This is a genomic window from Hymenobacter psoromatis (genome assembly GCF_020012125.1).
Lineage (GTDB): Bacteria > Bacteroidota > Bacteroidia > Cytophagales > Hymenobacteraceae > Hymenobacter > Hymenobacter psoromatis.
Window position 1 is genome coordinate 3,045,402 of the sequence record NZ_JAIFAG010000001.1, and the last position, 16,674, is coordinate 3,062,075.

Consider the following 16,674-nt stretch of genomic DNA (forward strand, 5'->3'; position numbering starts at 1 on the left):
CCGCGCCAGCCTACTGCGGGGCCAACTGCTCGCCGGCCAGCACGGGCACGCTCAGACGGTTATCGGCGGGCGGCTTGGGGCAGCTGTACTCGTGGTTGTAGGCGCAGAAGGGGTTGAAAGCAGTATTAAAATCGAGCGTGATGTCGGCGGCATCGGGGGTGGGCAGAGGTAGGTCGAGGTAGCGGCCGCCGGCGTAGGTCTGCTGGCCGTTGGTAGGGTCTGTGAAGGGGAGAAACAGCTCCTGGCCCGCCCCTACCCCCTGTTTTTGCAGCAGCGCCAGCCGCTGAGGCCGGCCGCCCAACTCAAACTCGGCGGTACCCCAGCTCACGTAGGCATCGGCCGAGCCGCGGGTGAGGGCCAGCGGCAGCGGGGCCGGCACGGCGGCGCGGGTCAGGCGGGCCACCACGCGGTAAGCCGCATTGGGCTTGAAGTAGCGCAGGCCGCCAAACGCCGCCCGCTGCCCGGCCGGCAGGGGCGAACTAGGGCTCTCGCGGAAGGCGGCGTCTTTTTGCTGGCGCGCCCGGCGGATTTGAGCAGCGTAGGCGGGGTCGGCCGGCGCGGCGGGGGTAGGCGCGGAGCTGCCCAAAAAATTGTAGATTAATAAACCAACAACTGCCAGCAGGCCAGCGGCCAGGAGAATTTTACGCATAGTTAGGAGCACCGTAGTAGCGCGAACTTTATAGTTCGCGTCCCCGCGCCGTTAAAACCGTTGTTACGGCGCGGAGACGCGAACCACAAAGTTCGCGCTACTGGGCTACTGCATCACAATATGCCTTCGTCGGCGAAGCTATAGTAGCCGTTATCGGTATAAATGAGGTGGTCGAGGATGGGCAAATCCAAAAAGCCGCCGGCCTCTTTCAGCTTTTTGGTTAGGGAAATGTCGGCCCCGCTGGGCTGGCGGTTGCCGCTGGGGTGGTTGTGCACCAGGATAATACTGCTGGCCAGGTGCTCCAGGGCCTGTTTGAAAATGAGCTTAGGGTCGGCCACGGTGCCGGCCACGCCGCCGCTGCTGATTTTTTCCTGGCGCATCACCACGTTGGCGCGGTTGAGCAAAATCACCCAAAACTCCTCGTGGGGCAGGTCTTGTAGCGCCGGCCGCACCAGCTGGTAAATGTCCTTGGAGCAAGTGATAGCCACGCGGCGGCCCGCGCCGGCCTCCTTGCGGCGGCGGCCCAGCTCCAGGGCCGCCACCACCGTGATGGCTTTGGCCGGCCCTACCCCTGGGTGCCGGCACAGTTGCTTGATGCTGAGCCGAGCTAGCTCATTCAGGTCATTATCAGCGGCTTGCAGCATGAGCATGCCCACATCTACGGCCGTAAGCTTGGTGGTGCCCGAGCCCAGCAGAATCGCAATCAGCTCGGCGTCGGAGAGAGCGGCGCGACCTTTCTGCACCATTTTTTCACGGGGACGGTCCTCTTCAGCCCAGCTCTTGATGCCGAAGCTGGCGGGCGGGGCGTAGGGCGCGGCCGGGGGCAAGTCGGCGTCAGCATCGGGCGAAGCCGGGGGGGTAGGGAACATACAAAAGCTGATTTATAGCGGCCCAAGATAAAGCAAAACGCCGCGCCGTGCGTCAGCCGCGCGAGCCGGGCCGCACCGCAAACCAAAACCCGCGGCCGGCCGTTTGGCCTTCCGTATGCGCAACCAACTCGTTTTCTGGGGAATATTTTTCTTACTTATTATTGCTGAAACCTACGGCTACCTGGCCGTGCGCACGGCGGCGGGGCTGACTTCGCCGGCCGCGCGGCGCGGCTTTACGGTTAGCTACTGGGTGCTCACGCTGGGGCTGTGGGCGCTGTGCTTCTGGGCCGCCCGCACCCGGCACGACGGCCCGGTGGCTCTCAAAAGCTACCTGCTGGCCGCCCCGCTGCTGCTGCTGGCGGCCAAGCTGGTCGTCGTTTTCCCGCTATTGCTGGAAGACCTGACGCGCCTGGGCCGCTGGGCGGCGGCGGGCTTCGGCGGCGCGGCGGGGGGTAGGGCGGCCGTGGAACCGATTTCGCGCAGCCAGTTTATCAGCCGGCTGGCGCTGGGGCTGGGCGCGGTGCCGCTGCTGGCCTTGCTTTGGGGCATGGCAAAAGGCAAAACCGACTACCGCGTGCGCCGCGTGGTGCTGCGCTACCCCAACCTGCCGGCCGCGTTCGACGGGTTTAAAATTCTGCAAATCTCCGACTTGCACACCGGCTCGTTCAACGGCAACCCGGAGCCCATGCGCCGGGCCGTGGGCATCATTAATGCCCAAAAAGCCGACCTCATCGTGATGACCGGCGACCTGGTGAACGACCGCGCCACGGAGGTAGAGCCGCACATCGAGGCGCTGGCGGGCATCAAGTCGGAACTGCCGATTTTCTCCATCCTCGGCAACCACGACTACGGCGACTACGTGCAGTGGACCAGCGCCGAGGCCAAGCGCGAGAACCTGCAGCGCCTGGCCCGCAACCACGCCAAAATTGGTTGGCGGCTGTTGCTGGATGAGAGCCACACCATCCGGCGCGGGGCCGATGAGCTGGCCGTGCTGGGCGTGCAGAACTGGAGCAGCCACCCCAACTTTCCCAAGCACGGCAACCTGCCCCAGGCCCACGCGGCCAGCGGCAACGCGCCCTTCAAGCTCCTGCTCTCGCACGACCCGTCTCACTGGGAAGCGCAGGTGCTTGACTACAAAGACATTGACCTCACGCTCAGCGGCCACACCCACGGGATGCAGTTTGGTGTGAATCTGCCGAATTTCAAGTGGAGCCCGGTGCAGTATTCCTACCCGCAGTGGGCGGGTATCTACGAGCAGGGTCGCCAGAAGCTGTACGTGAACGTGGGCCTGGGCTACCTGGGCTTTCCGGGCCGGGTCGGGTTTCTGCCCGAAATAACCTTGCTGGAGTTGCGCCGGGCCTAGCGGCGGGTGGGGCATAGGGATAACCTGCCGGGAAGTGCTTTCGTTGAAGGCCCCACAACTTACTGGTTTTAACAACCTTCCCTTTCTCCATGAAAAACGCTTTGTTTATTTTGGCTGGTGCTACGGCCTTCTCGCTGGCCTCGTGCTCGCAGGAAAAAACCACTGACAAGACCACCACTACCACGGCCCCCGCCGACGGGGCAATGGCGACCAGCACCACCGTAACCGACGAAACCTACCACGCCCGCGGCAACCGCATGGCCGATAAGTTTGCCTCGGATATGAAAATCACCGACGAGCCGACTAAGGAGAAGCTGCGCACGGCCTACTACAACCGCTCGAAGCGCTATGATACGATGCACCAGAAGTACGCGAGCGACACGGCCGGCATGGCTACCGATATGCGCCAGTATAATACCGACACCGATGCCGAGTTTCAGGGCGTGCTGACCGACCCTTCGCAGTACAAGGCGTACCAGTCATCGCGCTCGACTTATGACGAGGCTACGAACCTGGATAACAACACGATGCAGTCGAACAGCGGCGCGATGTCGGACACGACCGGTGCCATGTCGTCGGGGAGCGGCAGCGGCAGCACCATGAGCAGCAGCGCCGATAACACGAGCGCTGCGCCGACTACTTCGGGCAGCACTACGCCAGGCCAGGGTACGATGAACGCCGATAATACCGTTTCCAAGTCCAAAACCAAGCTCGATAACGGGGCTAAAATAAAGGTGAAGGGCGATGAAGTGAAGATAAAAACCGCCGATGGGCAGAAAATGAAAATGTAGGCTTTGGGCGGTAAAATCTGCTTATTAGCCGCTGAAAAGCCCGCGTCTGCAACGGCGCGGGCTTTTTTTGCCTCCTTTGGTGGCAGCTTTGTGCTGGCGTTGCGTTATTTTGATACGTGTCTGAACCGATTACCCCCACTTTTTTTCGATGTATGCTGCTGGCTCTCAGCCTAATGCTGGCCGGCGGGCGGGCGTGGGCACAGGCGGGCAGCCCTCCGCCTACCGTGCGCGTGAGCGGCAACGTGTCGGCGGCCGAAAACCGGCAGGCCATTCCGGGGGCTACGGTGCAGGTGCAGCGTACCCATCGCGGCCTGGCGGCCGATGCGGAGGGCGCATTTCTCATCACGGCGCTGGCTACGGATACGCTGCTGTTTCGGGCGGTGGGCTACAAGCCGCACCGGCTGGTGCTGGGCGGCACCACGCTTTCGCAGCTGGTGGTGCAGGTGAAAATGGTGCGCGACTCAGTGCAACTGGGCGAGGTGCGCGTGACCGCCGACCGCCCCGACCGCGCCGCCATCAACCGGGCGCTGCGCAATATGAAGCGCCCTACCCCCCCGGTGGTGAAGATACCCAAGCGCGCGCCCAAGCCCAAGCCGCTCTTCGCCGTGGACTCGACTGCGCCCCGCGCCGAAGCGCCCACCATCAGCGGCTCGAACGTGGACTGGCTCTACGACCAGTTTTCGCGCCAGGGTAAGGAGCGCCGCAAAGTGGAGATGCTTAAAGCCCGCGATGCCGCCGAAGAAGCCGCTAAGCGCCGTGCCGAGTATAATAAGGCGTTTCGGGATAACCGAGGGTATGAGTAATAATTGCTGCTTGTTAAGCACTTGTAATTGCGAGCGCAGCGCGGCAATCTTTCCTTCACACTAGGATTACTAACTCGATTAAGCGAACGACCAGGAAAGATTGCCGCGCTGCGCTCGCAATTACAAGCGATTAGCTGCCAACTAACCATCAAAACCTCCGTAAGCCAAAGGGATGAAAATTGGGTATCCTTGCGTGAATGAAACGCTGCCGTGCAGCGCAGCCGGCACTTTTCGGCTGGCCTCGTACTCGGAGGAGCGGCTGGTGACAACCGTGGCAGCCAACCTAGCTTGCCTGCGGCAAATTCTGGAGTGGAACGTGGCCCACGGGCTGCTATTTTTTCGGATGGGCTCGGGCATCGTGCCGTTTGGCTCGCATGAAGTCAATACATTTCCGTGGCAGGCGCATTTTAAGGCTGAATTTCAAGCCCTTGGAGCCTACATCCGGCAGCACGGAATGCGCATCTCGTTCCACCCCGACCAGTTCGTGGTGCTCAACTCACCGGACCCGGCCATCGTGCAACGTAGCGTGGCGGAGTTGGTATACCAGGGCTTGATGCTGGACTTGATGGAGCTGGACAGCACGGCCAAGCTGCAAATTCACGCCGGCGGAGCCTACGGCGACAAAGGTGCGGCCTTGGCCCGCTGGGTCGAAACCTTCCAAACGCTGGTGCCGGAGGCCGTGAAAATTCGGCTGGTAGTAGAGAATGACGACCGCCTCTACAGCCTGCGCGAGTGCCTGAGCCTGCACGACCTGACGGGCGTACCCATCCTGTTCGATAATTTTCACCACGAATGCCTGAACCACGGCGAGCCCATGCGCGAAGCCCTGCGTCTGGCCGCTGCTACCTGGCATCCCGTCCGCGACGGCGTGCTGATGATGGATTACAGCTCGCAGGCCCCCGGCGAGCGCCGCGGCAAGCACACTGATGCGCTGGTGCCCGAGCTGTTCCGCGCCTTCCTGGCCGACCTCGATGGACTGAACGTGGATATGATGCTCGAAATCAAGGATAAAGAGGCCAGTGCCGTGCGCGCCGCCCAAGTGCTGCGCGAGCTGGGCTACCTGCCGCCCGCGCCGGCCGGCTACGCGCCGCCTACTTTCGCTCCCCGCCCTACCCCCCCTCTCGCTACTGAAGGCCGCCCGGTGCCACCCATCAAAAAACCGCGCAAAACGGCGTCCAAACCCGCGCCGGCCGAAGCGGACTCGGCGGCTCCGAAAGCCAAACGGGTCGCTGCCAAAAAACCAACCGCGCCGTAACGAGCCGGCTTTATTCTCCTCCTTCTCCCTACCCCCTTTTTTATGAACGACTTGTTGCACGCAACCCTCGCCGGGTTGCAGAACGGCCTCACCAGCCTGCCCCTGGGCTCCGCGATGGACAATACCGAAACCTGGCAGCAGCAGTTTCTGCAAAGCGGCCAGCCCGAGTTTCAGGATATTGCCCGCGAAATGGGCAACTTACAGTCGCTGCTCACCAGCGGCAGCCTTAACGCCACCGCCATCGGCAACTCACTGAATATGCTCGGCGACCAAACCAGCCAGGTTAGCCACCACGCGCCCGCCAACCTCAAGCCCGACCTGCTAAAGCTGGCCGATACGCTGCGCCGCCACGGCCACGACCTGCTGGCTCATACCAACTAATTCTGTCCCTACCCCCCTAAAAAAGGCTGGCCTCCCGCGTGGGAGGCCAGCCTTTTTTAGGGGGGTAGGCGTGCTGGGAAACCCTACATCTTGGTTTTCATCTTGCCTTTACCGCCCATCATTTCACCTTTGCGCTTAGTGGTTTTGCGCTTCATGCCATCGCCCGTAGTGCCGTATTCGTTGCCGGTGGGTTTGCCTACGACGGTGCCGGTAGCCTCAGCGGCATTGCCCATGCTGCTGCGGGTGGTATTAGGGCTAGCCATTGTGGCCGGGGCCTGCTGGGCGCTGGGGCTGATGGGGGCGGTTTGGGCGTGGGCGCTGCCAAAGCAGCAAGTAGCCACGAGGGCAAGCAGAAGATTTCTGGCGTTCATAAGAAAAGAATAATGGGGATGCTGCAATCAGCAGCTACGGCTGGATGGTGGGTTTTACTACGCTGGGCAACGAATTATTTTGGGGTAGCGGCGGGCGGCGCTGGTAGATGTTGCTGGAGCCTACCCCCCGGCTGGGCACGATGTCGCTCGACTGCCGCCGTCCCGTCTGCGGAATGAGCGGCTGTTCGCGCACGTCGGGTACGGCCGTGGGCGATATGTCAGGAGTGCCGGCCAGGGGCACCGAGCCGTTGGGCTGGCGGCTGGGCTGGGCATCGTAGCTGCTGGTAGTGCGCTGCACCTCCGATGGCCCCTGAATAGTGCTCTGGTTCAGGGCAGGGTTTACGGGGGGCACGCTGGTCTGGTTCTGGGCTCCGCCGCGCATGGGCGCGGTGGCGTCGAAGGGTACGGTTTGGGCGCGGGCCGCAACGGCGGCCAAGCCCAGCACCAATAATAGAGTCAACGTTTTCATGGCCAAATAATTATGAAGATTAGCAGAAAGTAAAAGAAGCCGGCTACCCCAGACAGGAAAGCCGGCTTCTATACGCAGAATGCTAGCCTGATGGCTATTACATAGAGCCGCTAGACGTCGTGCTCTTGGTCTTCGAGCCTTTGCCCTTCATCCGCTCGCGGCGCATGGGCTTTTTGTCGCTCATCGAGCCGTTGCCCATCGAGCCATTATCCATCGTGCCAGAGGTCGAGGTGCCATTGCTCATCGTGCCGGAGGTCGAAGTGCCTGGCATCGTGCCGGTAGTAGTGCCGGGCGTAGTGGTGCCAGGCGTGGTAGTGCTAGGCGTAGTTTGGGCGAAGGCGGCGCTGGTGCTAAGGGCAAAAGCGGCGGCAAGGAAAATAGGGGCGGTCTTCATGGAAAAGGAGGTAAATGGTGAATGAACTGGCAATTGCCGGCCCTTATACGTCAGGTCAGTGCCCTATTGTTGCCTGTTTTTCAGTATTAATTCATTAATCTTTCAGTAAACACGGCGTTACTATTTTCATTTACAGCTAATAAACAAGGCGTTATGATTAGCCGGCTAATGCTACAACAATTGCGTTTCGGAAGTGGTCTTTGCTAGCTACTGGCAGCAACCCGCGGCCCTACCCCGGCCAGCTGGCTTCACCATTTTTTAAAAATGATATACACTGCTGCTACCAGCAGCCCAAAGCCTACCAGGTGATTCCAGCCGAGCTTATCGGTTTTGAAGACAAACACTGTACACAGCGTGAAAACGCTGAGCGTTATCACTTCCTGGATTACTTTGAGCTGAAACAGGCCAAACGGCCCTCCGTTTTCTTCAAAGCCCAGACGGTTGGCCGGCACCTGAAAGATGTATTCGAACAACGCCAAGCCCCAGCTCACCAAGATGACACCCCACAGCCCAAGCTTGGCAAACCAAGCCATCTTCTTGAACAAATGCAGATGCCCATACCAGGCAAAGGTCATAAAGAGGTTGGATACCGTGAGGAGCAGAATCGCATACAGACCGCGCATAGCAAAGCAACTAAGGGAGGGTGGTACGGTAAAGCTAACGCCGGCCATTGCCCGGCCCGGCGCCGGATAGCCCGGCGCACCGTATGTTTGCGGCCGAATGGGGGATTAGCTCAGCTGGCTAGAGCGATTGCTCCGCAAGCAATAGGTCATCGGTTCGACTCCGATATTCTCCACTTGAGTCCTCGCCCCTACCGGGCGGGGACTTTTTTTTGCCAGCCGGCCTCAAAACAAAAAACCCGTTTCCAGGTCAGAAACGGGTTTTTTAACTTTTTTAGTGGAGCTGCAGGGATTCGAACCCTGGTCCAGACAAGGAAGCCAACGTGCTTTCTACGTGCGTAGCTATGCTTGGATTTTCGAGGCATTTCAGGCGCACATCAGGCCCTTAAAATTCCCTTATCGGCAGTTGGGTTTCGCCTCCGAATCACCGCTCTTCGAAGGCTAGTTCTTACTTACGACGCGCCGAACTCCCAGGTGTAAAAACGTACCCAGGCGGCACGATGGCAGTGCTTAGTTCTAAACTAGGCAGCCATGGCGTACGAATAGTCGCCGATTGTTGTTTGATAGATTTTTTGGCGGGAGAGCTTCCATCAACTCCCGGCACGCTTACCCGCAACTTGCGCAAGCTGTCAATTCCGGTCAGCCCCAAATTAGAAAGAACGAGGTCCGCCTCCTGCGAAGCGGGGCGCAAAGATACGCGCTAGGTGAAATAAATGTTTTGGTGGCGGGTTTTGTTCCGGGGGGTAGGGCCAGCTTTAGCTTGCCGCTGGCCGGGGGTATCTTTGCTAGCGTATCGCGTATGGAAAATTTTGTTGTTTCGGCCCGTAAGTACCGTCCGGCCACGTTCAGGAGCGTGGTGGGGCAGCAGCACGTCACCACGACGCTGCAAAACGCCATTCAGAGCCAGCATTTAGCGCAGGCGTTCTTGTTTTGCGGGCCGCGGGGAGTAGGCAAAACCACCTGCGCCCGCATCCTGGCCAAGACTATCAACTGCACCAACCTTACGCCCGAGGCCGAGGCGTGCGGGCAGTGTACCTCGTGCGTGGCGTTTCAAGAAAATGCCTCTTTTAACGTGCACGAGCTGGATGCGGCCTCTAATAATTCGGTGGAAGATATCCGCTCGCTGGTGGAGCAGGTACGCTACGCGCCGCAGCAGGGCCGGTATAAAATCTATATTATTGACGAGGTGCACATGCTCTCCAACGCGGCCTTCAACGCCTTTTTGAAGACGCTGGAGGAGCCGCCGAGCTACGCCATTTTTATCCTGGCTACTACCGAGCGGCACAAGATTATCCCCACCATTTTGAGCCGGTGCCAGATTTTCGACTTCAACCGGATTCGGGTGGATGATATTCGGGAGCACCTGCGCTACGTGGCGACTAGCGAGGGCGTAACGGCCGACGACGACGCGCTGCACCTGCTGGCCCAGAAGGCCGACGGCGGCCTGCGCGACGCGCTCTCGATGTTTGACCAGCAGGTAACTTTTGCGGGTAATAATCTGACATACAAGGAAGTGGTGCAGAACCTGCACATCCTGGACTACGATTATTATTTCCGGCTGGTGGAGGCGCTGACCAGCGAAAACCTGTCGGCCGCGCTGCTGCTGCTGGACGAGGTGATGCAGCAGGGCTTCGATTTGCACAACTTCGTGGTGGGCACGGCCGAGCATTTGCGCGGCCTGCTGGTGTGCAAAGACCCCGTGACGGTGCAGCTGCTGGAGGTGTCGGAGGGCATTCGGCAGCAGTACGTGCGGCAGGCGCAGGCCGCGCCGCTGCCCTTCCTGCTCTCGGCCCTGAACCTGGTGAGCCAGTGCGACCGCGAGTTCAAGCAGGCCAAAAACCAGCGCCTGCACGTGGAGCTTACGCTCATGAAGCTGGCGTATCTCAACGGGGCCGTGCAATTTGTGCGCGACCTGACGCCGGCCGGCAACCACAGGTCAGCATCAGCCAACGGCGAGGCTAAAAAAAAAACTAGCGGCGTAGCTGCCCCTACCCCCTCGCCCCCGGCCAGCCTCAGTCAAGCCCCAAACGCCAGCAGCCAGGCGTCCGACACCAACGCCCCCGCCGACGGTCCCGAGCCGTTGCCCGTCGAAAACGGCGTAACCGAGTTGCACCCTACCCCCAGTATTGAGCCCGAAGCCGCGGAGCTCGTCACGCCCCGCCATCAGGTGCGCGACACGTTGCCGCACATCGAAGTGGGCCGGCCCAGTATGCAGGGTTTGGAGCCCAACCACCGGCCCACCGACGTGCCGCCCGGCCTCGTGGCCGAGTCGTCCGCTCCGGCCGTGCGCCCCACGCTGGCCCCTACCCTCCCCAAGCTGCCCAGCCTCGCCAATCGCCTGCCCGGCCTGCGCGACGTGGGCACGCCCGCTCCGGCCACGCCAGCCCAAAAACCAGGAACCCAAACCCAGGAACCAGCCGCCCCGACCGGCCCCCTACCCCCCATCGCGCCCGAGCTGCTGCAAACCGTGTGGAAGCAGCTGACCGAGGAGCGCCGCGCGCAGGAAAAAATCAGTGACTACCTGGTGCTGAACCGCGCCGTGACGGCCGACGCGAGCCACGTCATCATGCTCACTGTGGATAATCCGGTGCAGGTGGTGCAGTTCAACGAGTTTCGGGCCGAGTTTACGGTGGAGCTGCGGCGGCGCACCGGCCACCCCGGCCTCACGGTGCAGACCGAGGTAGCCGAGGCCGCGCCCACCGGCCGCAAGCTCTACACGTCCAACGATAAATTCGCCTACCTGGCCGAGAAATATCCCGCCTTGCAGGAAATGAAGCAGCGCCTGGGGCTGGATGCGGATTTTTAGGGGTAGGAAGAATTGGGAATGAGGAATTTCAGCAAAATCACCCGGACTAAATTCTTCCTTCTTCCTGCTGAATTCCTCCTTCTTTTCCTGTTGGGTTGCCGCCCTACCCCCCCGCCGCCGTTGCGCGTGAGCTTTGTGGGCGACGTGCTGCTGGCCCGCGCCGTGCCCGCCGCGCTGGCCCGCGACAGCGCCGCCCTTCGCCGCACCGCGCGGCAGCTCTGGGCCGGCAGCCGCTACGTGGTGGGCAACCTGGAATGCCCGCTCACCGATACGGCCCGGCCAGTACACAAAGCGTTTGTTTTTCAGGCTAAGCCAAAGTGGGCTGGCTGGCTGCGTAGCCTGGGATTCACCCACCTTTCACTGGCGAATAACCACACCCTTGACCAGCGCCTACCGGGCCTGCGCACCACGGCCCGCACCCTGCGGGCGGCGCGACTGGGCGCGCTGGGCTACCAGCCCGACTCGCTGGCCGGCTGCCTACCCACAGTGTTGGGGTCCGATAGCAGCGTGGTGGTGTTCGCCTATTCTGCTTACTCGCAGCAAACTGCCGGCGAAGGCTGCCAATGCGGGCGCGATTTTGCGGCGCTCTGCGAGCGGGTGGCCACGTACAAAACGCTGTTTCCCGAGCGGGCGGTGCTGGTGTATCTGCACTGGGGCACCGAGTACGCGGCGCGGCCCAGCGCCGACCAGCGCCAGCAGGCCCACGACCTCGTGGATGCCGGCGCGGCGGCCGTGGTAGGGGCGCACCCGCACGTGGTGCAGCCGGTGGCGTTTTACCGGGGCCGGCCCATCGTGTACAGTTTGGGCAATTTTCTGTTTGACCAGCGCGGAGGCGTTGCTGCGCTGGCCGCGCAGGTTGATTTTGATTTGAAAAACGGGCGGGTGGCGGCCACGTTTATCCGGCCGCTACGCCTGGTGGGCGCAGTGCCCCAGCTAGCCGACGCGGCCGCCCGGCGGGCGCTGGCCCAACGGCTGCAACCGGCCGACGGCAGCGCGCGGCTAGTGGAGCAGCCGACGGGCTGGCTCGTGCGCCCCACCGCGCTCCCTACCCCCGCCGATTCGCTGCCCACCTACCTGGTACCGCACCTGACGATAACCGGCCCGGCCGGCCCGCGCACCGCCGTGCGCCTGCGCTACCTGCCCCACTGGCGGCAGTACCAAGTGCGCGCCCGCACCGGCGATACCGAGTCGGTACTACCCCTGGGATTTCCGGTGTACCGGCTCACGCAGGGCGACGTGGACAACGACGGCCGGCCCGATTTGCTCATCGGGCCCGTGAAGCGCACGCCGCTCGATGCGGCGGTGCGGCGGCGCTTATTTGTGTACAGCCTCGACAGCGCCGGGCGGCTGCGGCCCCGCTGGCGCGGCTCGCGGCTGATGTTCAAGCTACTGTATTTCAAGGTAGTGCCTGACTCAAATGGCTCGTCCGTGCTGACCATTGAGCAGGAACCGGGGGGTAGCTACTGCGTTGGGCGCTATGTTTGGCAGGGCTTTGGGCTGGCGCTCGATAAATTTCGGGCGCGGCGGCTTTCGCGGGCGGCGGCGTACCAGGTTTTCGTGCAGGCCGGCCCGGCTGCCCACTAGGCATTTACTACCCGTATCGGTATGCGTAAGAAACCCTTAATGCTGGCGCTGGCCGGCGTAGTGCTGCTGACTATAGCGGCGGGCATTTACTGGTGGCGCGCCGCGCCGGCGCGCCTGGCCGCGCCCCCTATCACGGCTGCCGCGGTGGCGGCCGGGCCGGCGGTTTTCACCGATGCGATGCAGGAAAACGGTTTTGGCGAGTTGGTGCCGGTGCAATTGACCGAGAGCAAGGCCGGGCTGGCCAAATTCTACCAGCGGCCCGACATCGCGGAATTTTACCAAAGCAATGAGGGATATGACGAATTTGCCGCCGAGGAAGTCAAGCACAAGGTTGCCCCGCTGCCGCTCGATTTCAACCAGTCGCTGGCCGGCAAGTCGTACCTCGACCTGTTGCTGTTGCGCAATGAGTTGTACGCCCGCAACGGCTACTGCTTTATGAATAGCACTGCCCGAGCCTATTTCGACACCAAAAAGTGGTACCGGCCAGTGTGGCAAAACGACTCGGTGGCGGCGGATGGCCATTCGGTGCATTCGGCCGGGCCGCTGCCCGTGCCGCTGAACCGGCAGGAGGCCGCCTTTGCCCAAAAAATTCACGCCCAAGAGCTAGTGCTGCTGGCGCACCGCGTGGCCCCGCAGGGCGGCTTCCCGATGCTGGGGCTGGACTATGTAGTGAACCAGCGCGAGGAACCCCTGACGCCAGCCCTGCGCCCGGTGCTAGCGCGCCACAACTTCGCCATCGTGCCCACTCAGGAGGAGCAATTATTTTACCTCTACGACCAAAACGAGTACAGCTACACGCCCAACTTCGTCACCACCGACCTCCTCCTGCAGCTGCTGCACAAGTACCTGAACGGCATTTTAAGCGATGTGGAGGAGGTGCGCCTCGCGCCCATCGTGGCCCAAATGCTGCGCCAGGGCACCACCCAGGCCCAGATACTGGCTACCCAAAGCCAAAACCTCCAGGCCCGCGACGCGGCCGAATGGGCCGCCGCCTATTACGCTATCGGCCGCAATCTGCTCACGGGCAGCACCCAAACCGTGGCCGGCGAGTACGCCGACCAGGTACCCGGCGAGGTGGCCCTGGTCACGCAGGCCAACGTGAAGGGCTCGTATTTCCTGCGCGATTCGCTCTACGAGTATAAGTCTCTAAAGCCGCGCGGCATGTACACCCGCAATGACACTACGCGGCGCTACTTCCGCACGGTAAAGTGGCTGAATACCGCCCCCGTTTTTCTGGATGGCGATGCCGGTGTGCTGCGGGCCGCCGCGCTGGCGCTGGCCCTATCGGCCAGCCCCGAGGCCACCAAAGGCTTAGCCGACCTGAGCCGCGTGCTCGACGTGCTGGTGGGCGACGAGGACAACCGCTCGCTCACCAACCTACTGCGGATTCTAAAAAAAGACTACGCCGGGCAAACGCTCGACCAGTTGGCCGCGCCCGCCACCCTGGCCCGCCTGCGCCAGCAGCTGGTGGCCGCCGGCACCGACCGCATTCGGCCCAAAGGCGTTACGGCCAAGGCCGCGGAGGCCCTGGCGCGGCCCAAGCTGCTGTTCACGGCCGGGCGCTACACATTCGACGGCGAAATACTTTCGCGCCTCACCGAAGTGCTGGCACCCCAGCCCAAGCGGCCGTTCCCGAAGGGTTTGGATGCCTTCGCGGCCTTCGGCAACCGCACGGCGGAGGATATTCTACTTAATCAATACAAGGAAGCCGCCCGCTGGCCCGCCTACCCCGACACGCTGCGGTCGGTGCAAAAGCAGTTCGGGAGCTATAAAAACTGGGACCAGAACCTGTACACCAAAACCATGCAGGTGCTACTGAGCCTGAACGCGCCTAGCCCCGACCCCAACCCGCCCTATTTTGCCCGCACGCCGGCCTGGCAGCGGCGCAACCTCAGCACGGCTCTCGGCGGCTGGGCCGAGCTGAAGCACGACCTGCTGCTGTATTCGGAGCAGCCGATGGGGGCCGAGATGGGCGGCCCCGGCGGCGGCCCGCCTACCCCCAACCAATTGGGCTACGTCGAGCCTAATTTACCCTTCTGGCAGCACGCGCTGGCGCTGCTCGATTTCCAGAACCAGGCCCTGCGCCGCCTGCACGCCAACACGCCGCACCTCGACAGCCTGAACCGGGGCATTTACCGGCTGGTGAGTAATTTGGAGCAGCTGGCCCGCAAAGAAGTGGCGCACCAGCCCCTCACCACCGACGAAATGAATGGCCTGGCCCACGTGGGGGGCGAGGTGGAAATGCTGACGCTCCTCACGCTCAAGCTTAGCACGTCTGACCCACTGCCCGAACGCGAGCGCCGCCTCGCGCTGGTGGCCGACGTGTACGCCTACAACGGCACCGCGCTGGAAGAAGCGGTGGGCGCGGCCGACGCGCTCTACGTAGTGGTGGATATCAACGGCACGGCCGTGCTCACCCGCGGCGCGGTGTTCAGTTACTACGAATTTACCAGCCCTACCCCCCTCACCGATGAGGAGTGGCAGGGCCAGTTGGCCACAAGTTCCAAACCCCGCCCCACTTGGCTCAAGGACTTGCTAGTGCCCGTGCCGGCCCTGAACAAAAACAGCCTCAAAAACGAGAAAGGTGCCGTTTCGATAGGTTTGGGGATGCCGACTACTGAGTAGCCGCGCTACAATACCTGTCCCAGCCCAAACAACAGCGTGAATACCAGCGTGCTGAGCGCCATTTGCTTCAGCAGCGGGTCGAGCTGCGGCGACTCCTGGCGCGCCCACACCTGGTAGCCGTTGAAGGCGAACAGCGGCAGGGCCAGCACGAACAGCCACTGCCAGGGCGAGTGGTAGGTGAGCGCCACGTAGAGCGTGGCGGCCCCTACCCCCAGCAGCAGCAGCAGCCAGTGGTAGCGCCGGGCGTGGCGCGGCCCCAGCCGCACCGGCACCGTGATTTTACCAGCCAGCTTATCCGAGGCAATGTCACGGATGTTGTTGACGTTCAGCACGGCCGTGGCGAAGCAGCCGAGCGCGGCGGCCGGCAGCAGCACCACCAGCGGCAGGGCCTGGCCCAGCGCGTGCGCCTGGGAGTAGGCTTGCAGAAAGTACGTGCCGCACACGCCCACGAGGCCAAAAAAGGTGAACACCGACACGTCGCCCAGCCCCGCGTAGCCGTACGGGTTGCTACCCGCCGTATAGTTCACGGCCGCCCAAATGGCCGATATTCCCAGCACCAGAAACGCCAGCAGCACCCACGCGCCGGCCAGGCCCAGCGCCAGCAGCAGCAGCAGCAGCCCGCTCACAAAGGCCGCCGCCCCGAAGCCCCACATGGCCCGTTTCATCTGCGCGGGCGTAATGGCCCCGCTCTGCACCGCCCGCAGCGGCCCCTGCCGATGCACGCTGTCGGCCCCGTTTACCGAGTCGCCGTAGTCGTTGGCCAGGTTGCTAAGTATCTGAAGTAGAATGGTCGTAACTGCCGCCAGCGCCACCACCGGGCCATTAAAATGCCCCGTTGCCTTCGCCAGAAAGCCGCCCGTGAGGATGCTGGCCAAAGCGAGGGGTAGGGTGCGGGGACGAAACGCGGAAATCCAGGGCGACATGGGTTGAGGTGCTGATTTTTTTGGTGTACTACTATGCTGATTTTCAGCTAAAAAAGAACGTCATGCTGACGAAGGAAGCATCTCTACCGTGTAAGTAAATCTAACGATTGAGGTTAGTTACGCGGTAGAGATGCTTCTTTCGTCAGCATGACGTTCTTTTTTGAAGAAGACTACTTCTTCTCAATAGCCGCTACCAGCTCGGGGTCGGTCGGCTTCACTTTGGAGGGGTAGAAGGCTACTACGTGGCCTTGCTCATCCACTAGGTATTTGCAGAAATTCCAGGTCGGAGCCTCGCTCACGGCACCGTTCTTCGCCTTGTCGGCCAGGAACTTGTAGAGCGGCTGCGCATCATCGCCCTTCACCGGAGCGGTGGAGAAAAGCGGGAAAGTCACGCCGTAGTTCTTCTCGCAGAACGCGGCTACTTCACTGTTCGAGGCCAGCTCCTGGTTGAAGCTGTTGGACGGGAAGCCCAGCACGGTCACCTTGTTGCCGTACTTTTTCGATAGCTCTTCCAGCTCCTTATACTGCGGGGTGAAGCCGCACTTGGAAGCCGTGTTCACGATGAGCAATTTCTTGCCCTTGTACTGGCTCAGCTTCACGTCTTTACCATCAATGGTTTTCACGGTGTAGTCGTACACGGTGCCGGTGGCCGTGGCTTCGGTAGGCTGCATAGGGGTAGGGCGGGGGCTGGTGAAAGCCGCCAGACCAAGCGTGGCAGCGGCTAAAGCGAAAGCAAAAGGTTTCATAAGGAAAAGGCTGGGTGAAGTGAGT

The 16,674-nt window shown here is 62.0% G+C and carries 16 protein-coding genes, 1 tRNA gene and 1 other RNA gene; 9 read left to right on the forward strand and 9 right to left on the reverse strand.

Going from position 1 to position 16,674, the window contains the following annotated elements:
• Positions 1 to 10: 10 nt before the first annotated feature.
• Both LC531_RS13225 and radC read right to left on the reverse strand, forming a co-directional pair.
• Positions 11 to 649 carry a DUF1684 domain-containing protein gene (locus tag LC531_RS13225; RefSeq protein WP_223650946.1) on the reverse strand — a complete coding sequence of 213 codons (639 nt, stop codon included), beginning with the start codon at positions 647 to 649 and terminating at the stop codon, positions 11 to 13.
• Positions 650 to 762: 113 nt separating this feature from the next.
• Positions 763 to 1,518 (reverse strand): RadC family protein, encoded by a 756-nt coding sequence (gene radC / locus LC531_RS13230; protein WP_223650947.1) that lies wholly within the window; start codon positions 1,516 to 1,518, stop codon positions 763 to 765.
• Between the two features lie 115 nt (positions 1,519 to 1,633).
• On the opposite strand from radC, the gene LC531_RS13235 reads away from it, so the two are divergent.
• From LC531_RS13235 to LC531_RS13255, 5 genes are all read left to right on the forward strand, one after another.
• Positions 1,634 to 2,881 (forward strand): metallophosphoesterase, encoded by a 1,248-nt coding sequence (locus tag LC531_RS13235; RefSeq protein ID WP_223650948.1) that lies wholly within the window; start codon positions 1,634 to 1,636, stop codon positions 2,879 to 2,881.
• Between the two features lie 89 nt (positions 2,882 to 2,970).
• The gene (locus LC531_RS13240; RefSeq protein ID WP_223650949.1) at positions 2,971 to 3,672 is read left to right on the forward strand and encodes a hypothetical protein; all 702 of its coding nucleotides are present in this window, start codon (positions 2,971 to 2,973) and stop codon (positions 3,670 to 3,672) included.
• Between the two features lie 152 nt (positions 3,673 to 3,824).
• Entirely contained in the window at positions 3,825 to 4,475 is a 651-nt protein-coding gene (locus LC531_RS13245) for a carboxypeptidase-like regulatory domain-containing protein (RefSeq protein ID WP_223650950.1), read from the forward strand.
• A 172-nt stretch (positions 4,476 to 4,647) separates the two neighbouring features.
• Entirely contained in the window at positions 4,648 to 5,730 is a 1,083-nt protein-coding gene (gene uvsE / locus LC531_RS13250; RefSeq protein WP_223650951.1) for a UV DNA damage repair endonuclease UvsE, read from the forward strand.
• Between the two features lie 42 nt (positions 5,731 to 5,772).
• Positions 5,773 to 6,111 carry a hypothetical protein gene (locus LC531_RS13255; RefSeq protein ID WP_223650952.1) on the forward strand — a complete coding sequence of 113 codons (339 nt, stop codon included), beginning with the start codon at positions 5,773 to 5,775 and terminating at the stop codon, positions 6,109 to 6,111.
• Positions 6,112 to 6,194: 83 nt separating this feature from the next.
• Here LC531_RS13255 and LC531_RS13260 read toward each other — a convergent pair whose 3' ends face one another.
• The 4 genes from LC531_RS13260 to LC531_RS13275 all read right to left on the reverse strand — a co-directional run bounded on the left by LC531_RS13260 (position 6,195) and on the right by LC531_RS13275 (position 7,968).
• Entirely contained in the window at positions 6,195 to 6,452 is a 258-nt protein-coding gene (locus LC531_RS13260; protein ID WP_223650953.1) for a hypothetical protein, read from the reverse strand.
• Between the two features lie 64 nt (positions 6,453 to 6,516).
• Positions 6,517 to 6,951: a hypothetical protein gene (locus LC531_RS13265; RefSeq protein WP_223650954.1), complete on the reverse strand. Its 435-nt coding sequence runs from the start codon at positions 6,949 to 6,951 to the stop codon at positions 6,517 to 6,519.
• A gap of 97 nt (positions 6,952 to 7,048) precedes the next feature.
• Positions 7,049 to 7,345 carry a hypothetical protein gene (locus LC531_RS13270; RefSeq protein WP_223650955.1) on the reverse strand — a complete coding sequence of 99 codons (297 nt, stop codon included), beginning with the start codon at positions 7,343 to 7,345 and terminating at the stop codon, positions 7,049 to 7,051.
• Positions 7,346 to 7,593: 248 nt separating this feature from the next.
• A complete protein-coding gene (locus LC531_RS13275; RefSeq protein ID WP_223650961.1) occupies positions 7,594 to 7,968 on the reverse strand; it encodes a DMT family protein in 375 nt (124 codons plus the stop codon).
• A gap of 99 nt (positions 7,969 to 8,067) precedes the next feature.
• On the opposite strand from LC531_RS13275, the gene LC531_RS13280 reads away from it, so the two are divergent.
• Positions 8,068 to 8,141: transfer RNA gene (locus tag LC531_RS13280), tRNA-Ala, on the forward strand.
• 99 nt (positions 8,142 to 8,240) lie between these two features.
• Here LC531_RS13280 and ssrA read toward each other — a convergent pair.
• Positions 8,241 to 8,612: a transfer-messenger RNA gene (ssrA, locus tag LC531_RS13285) on the reverse strand.
• A gap of 152 nt (positions 8,613 to 8,764) precedes the next feature.
• Between ssrA and LC531_RS13290 the strand changes: the two genes are divergently transcribed.
• From LC531_RS13290 to LC531_RS13300, 3 genes are all read left to right on the forward strand, one after another.
• Positions 8,765 to 10,771, forward strand: a complete 2,007-nt coding sequence (locus LC531_RS13290) for a DNA polymerase III subunit gamma/tau (protein ID WP_223650962.1) — start codon at positions 8,765 to 8,767, stop codon at positions 10,769 to 10,771.
• Between the two features lie 90 nt (positions 10,772 to 10,861).
• Positions 10,862 to 12,355: a CapA family protein gene (locus LC531_RS13295; RefSeq protein ID WP_223650964.1), complete on the forward strand. Its 1,494-nt coding sequence runs from the start codon at positions 10,862 to 10,864 to the stop codon at positions 12,353 to 12,355.
• A gap of 21 nt (positions 12,356 to 12,376) precedes the next feature.
• Positions 12,377 to 14,980, forward strand: a complete 2,604-nt coding sequence (locus tag LC531_RS13300; protein WP_223650966.1) for a DUF3160 domain-containing protein — start codon at positions 12,377 to 12,379, stop codon at positions 14,978 to 14,980.
• 5 nt (positions 14,981 to 14,985) lie between these two features.
• Here LC531_RS13300 and LC531_RS13305 read toward each other — a convergent pair whose 3' ends face one another.
• Both LC531_RS13305 and LC531_RS13310 read right to left on the reverse strand, forming a co-directional pair.
• Complete coding sequence (locus LC531_RS13305) at positions 14,986 to 15,903, reverse strand: 1,4-dihydroxy-2-naphthoate polyprenyltransferase (protein WP_223650968.1); 918 nt, start codon at positions 15,901 to 15,903, stop codon at positions 14,986 to 14,988.
• A gap of 170 nt (positions 15,904 to 16,073) precedes the next feature.
• Entirely contained in the window at positions 16,074 to 16,649 is a 576-nt protein-coding gene (locus LC531_RS13310) for a glutathione peroxidase (RefSeq protein ID WP_223650970.1), read from the reverse strand.
• Positions 16,650 to 16,674: the final 25 nt, after the last annotated feature.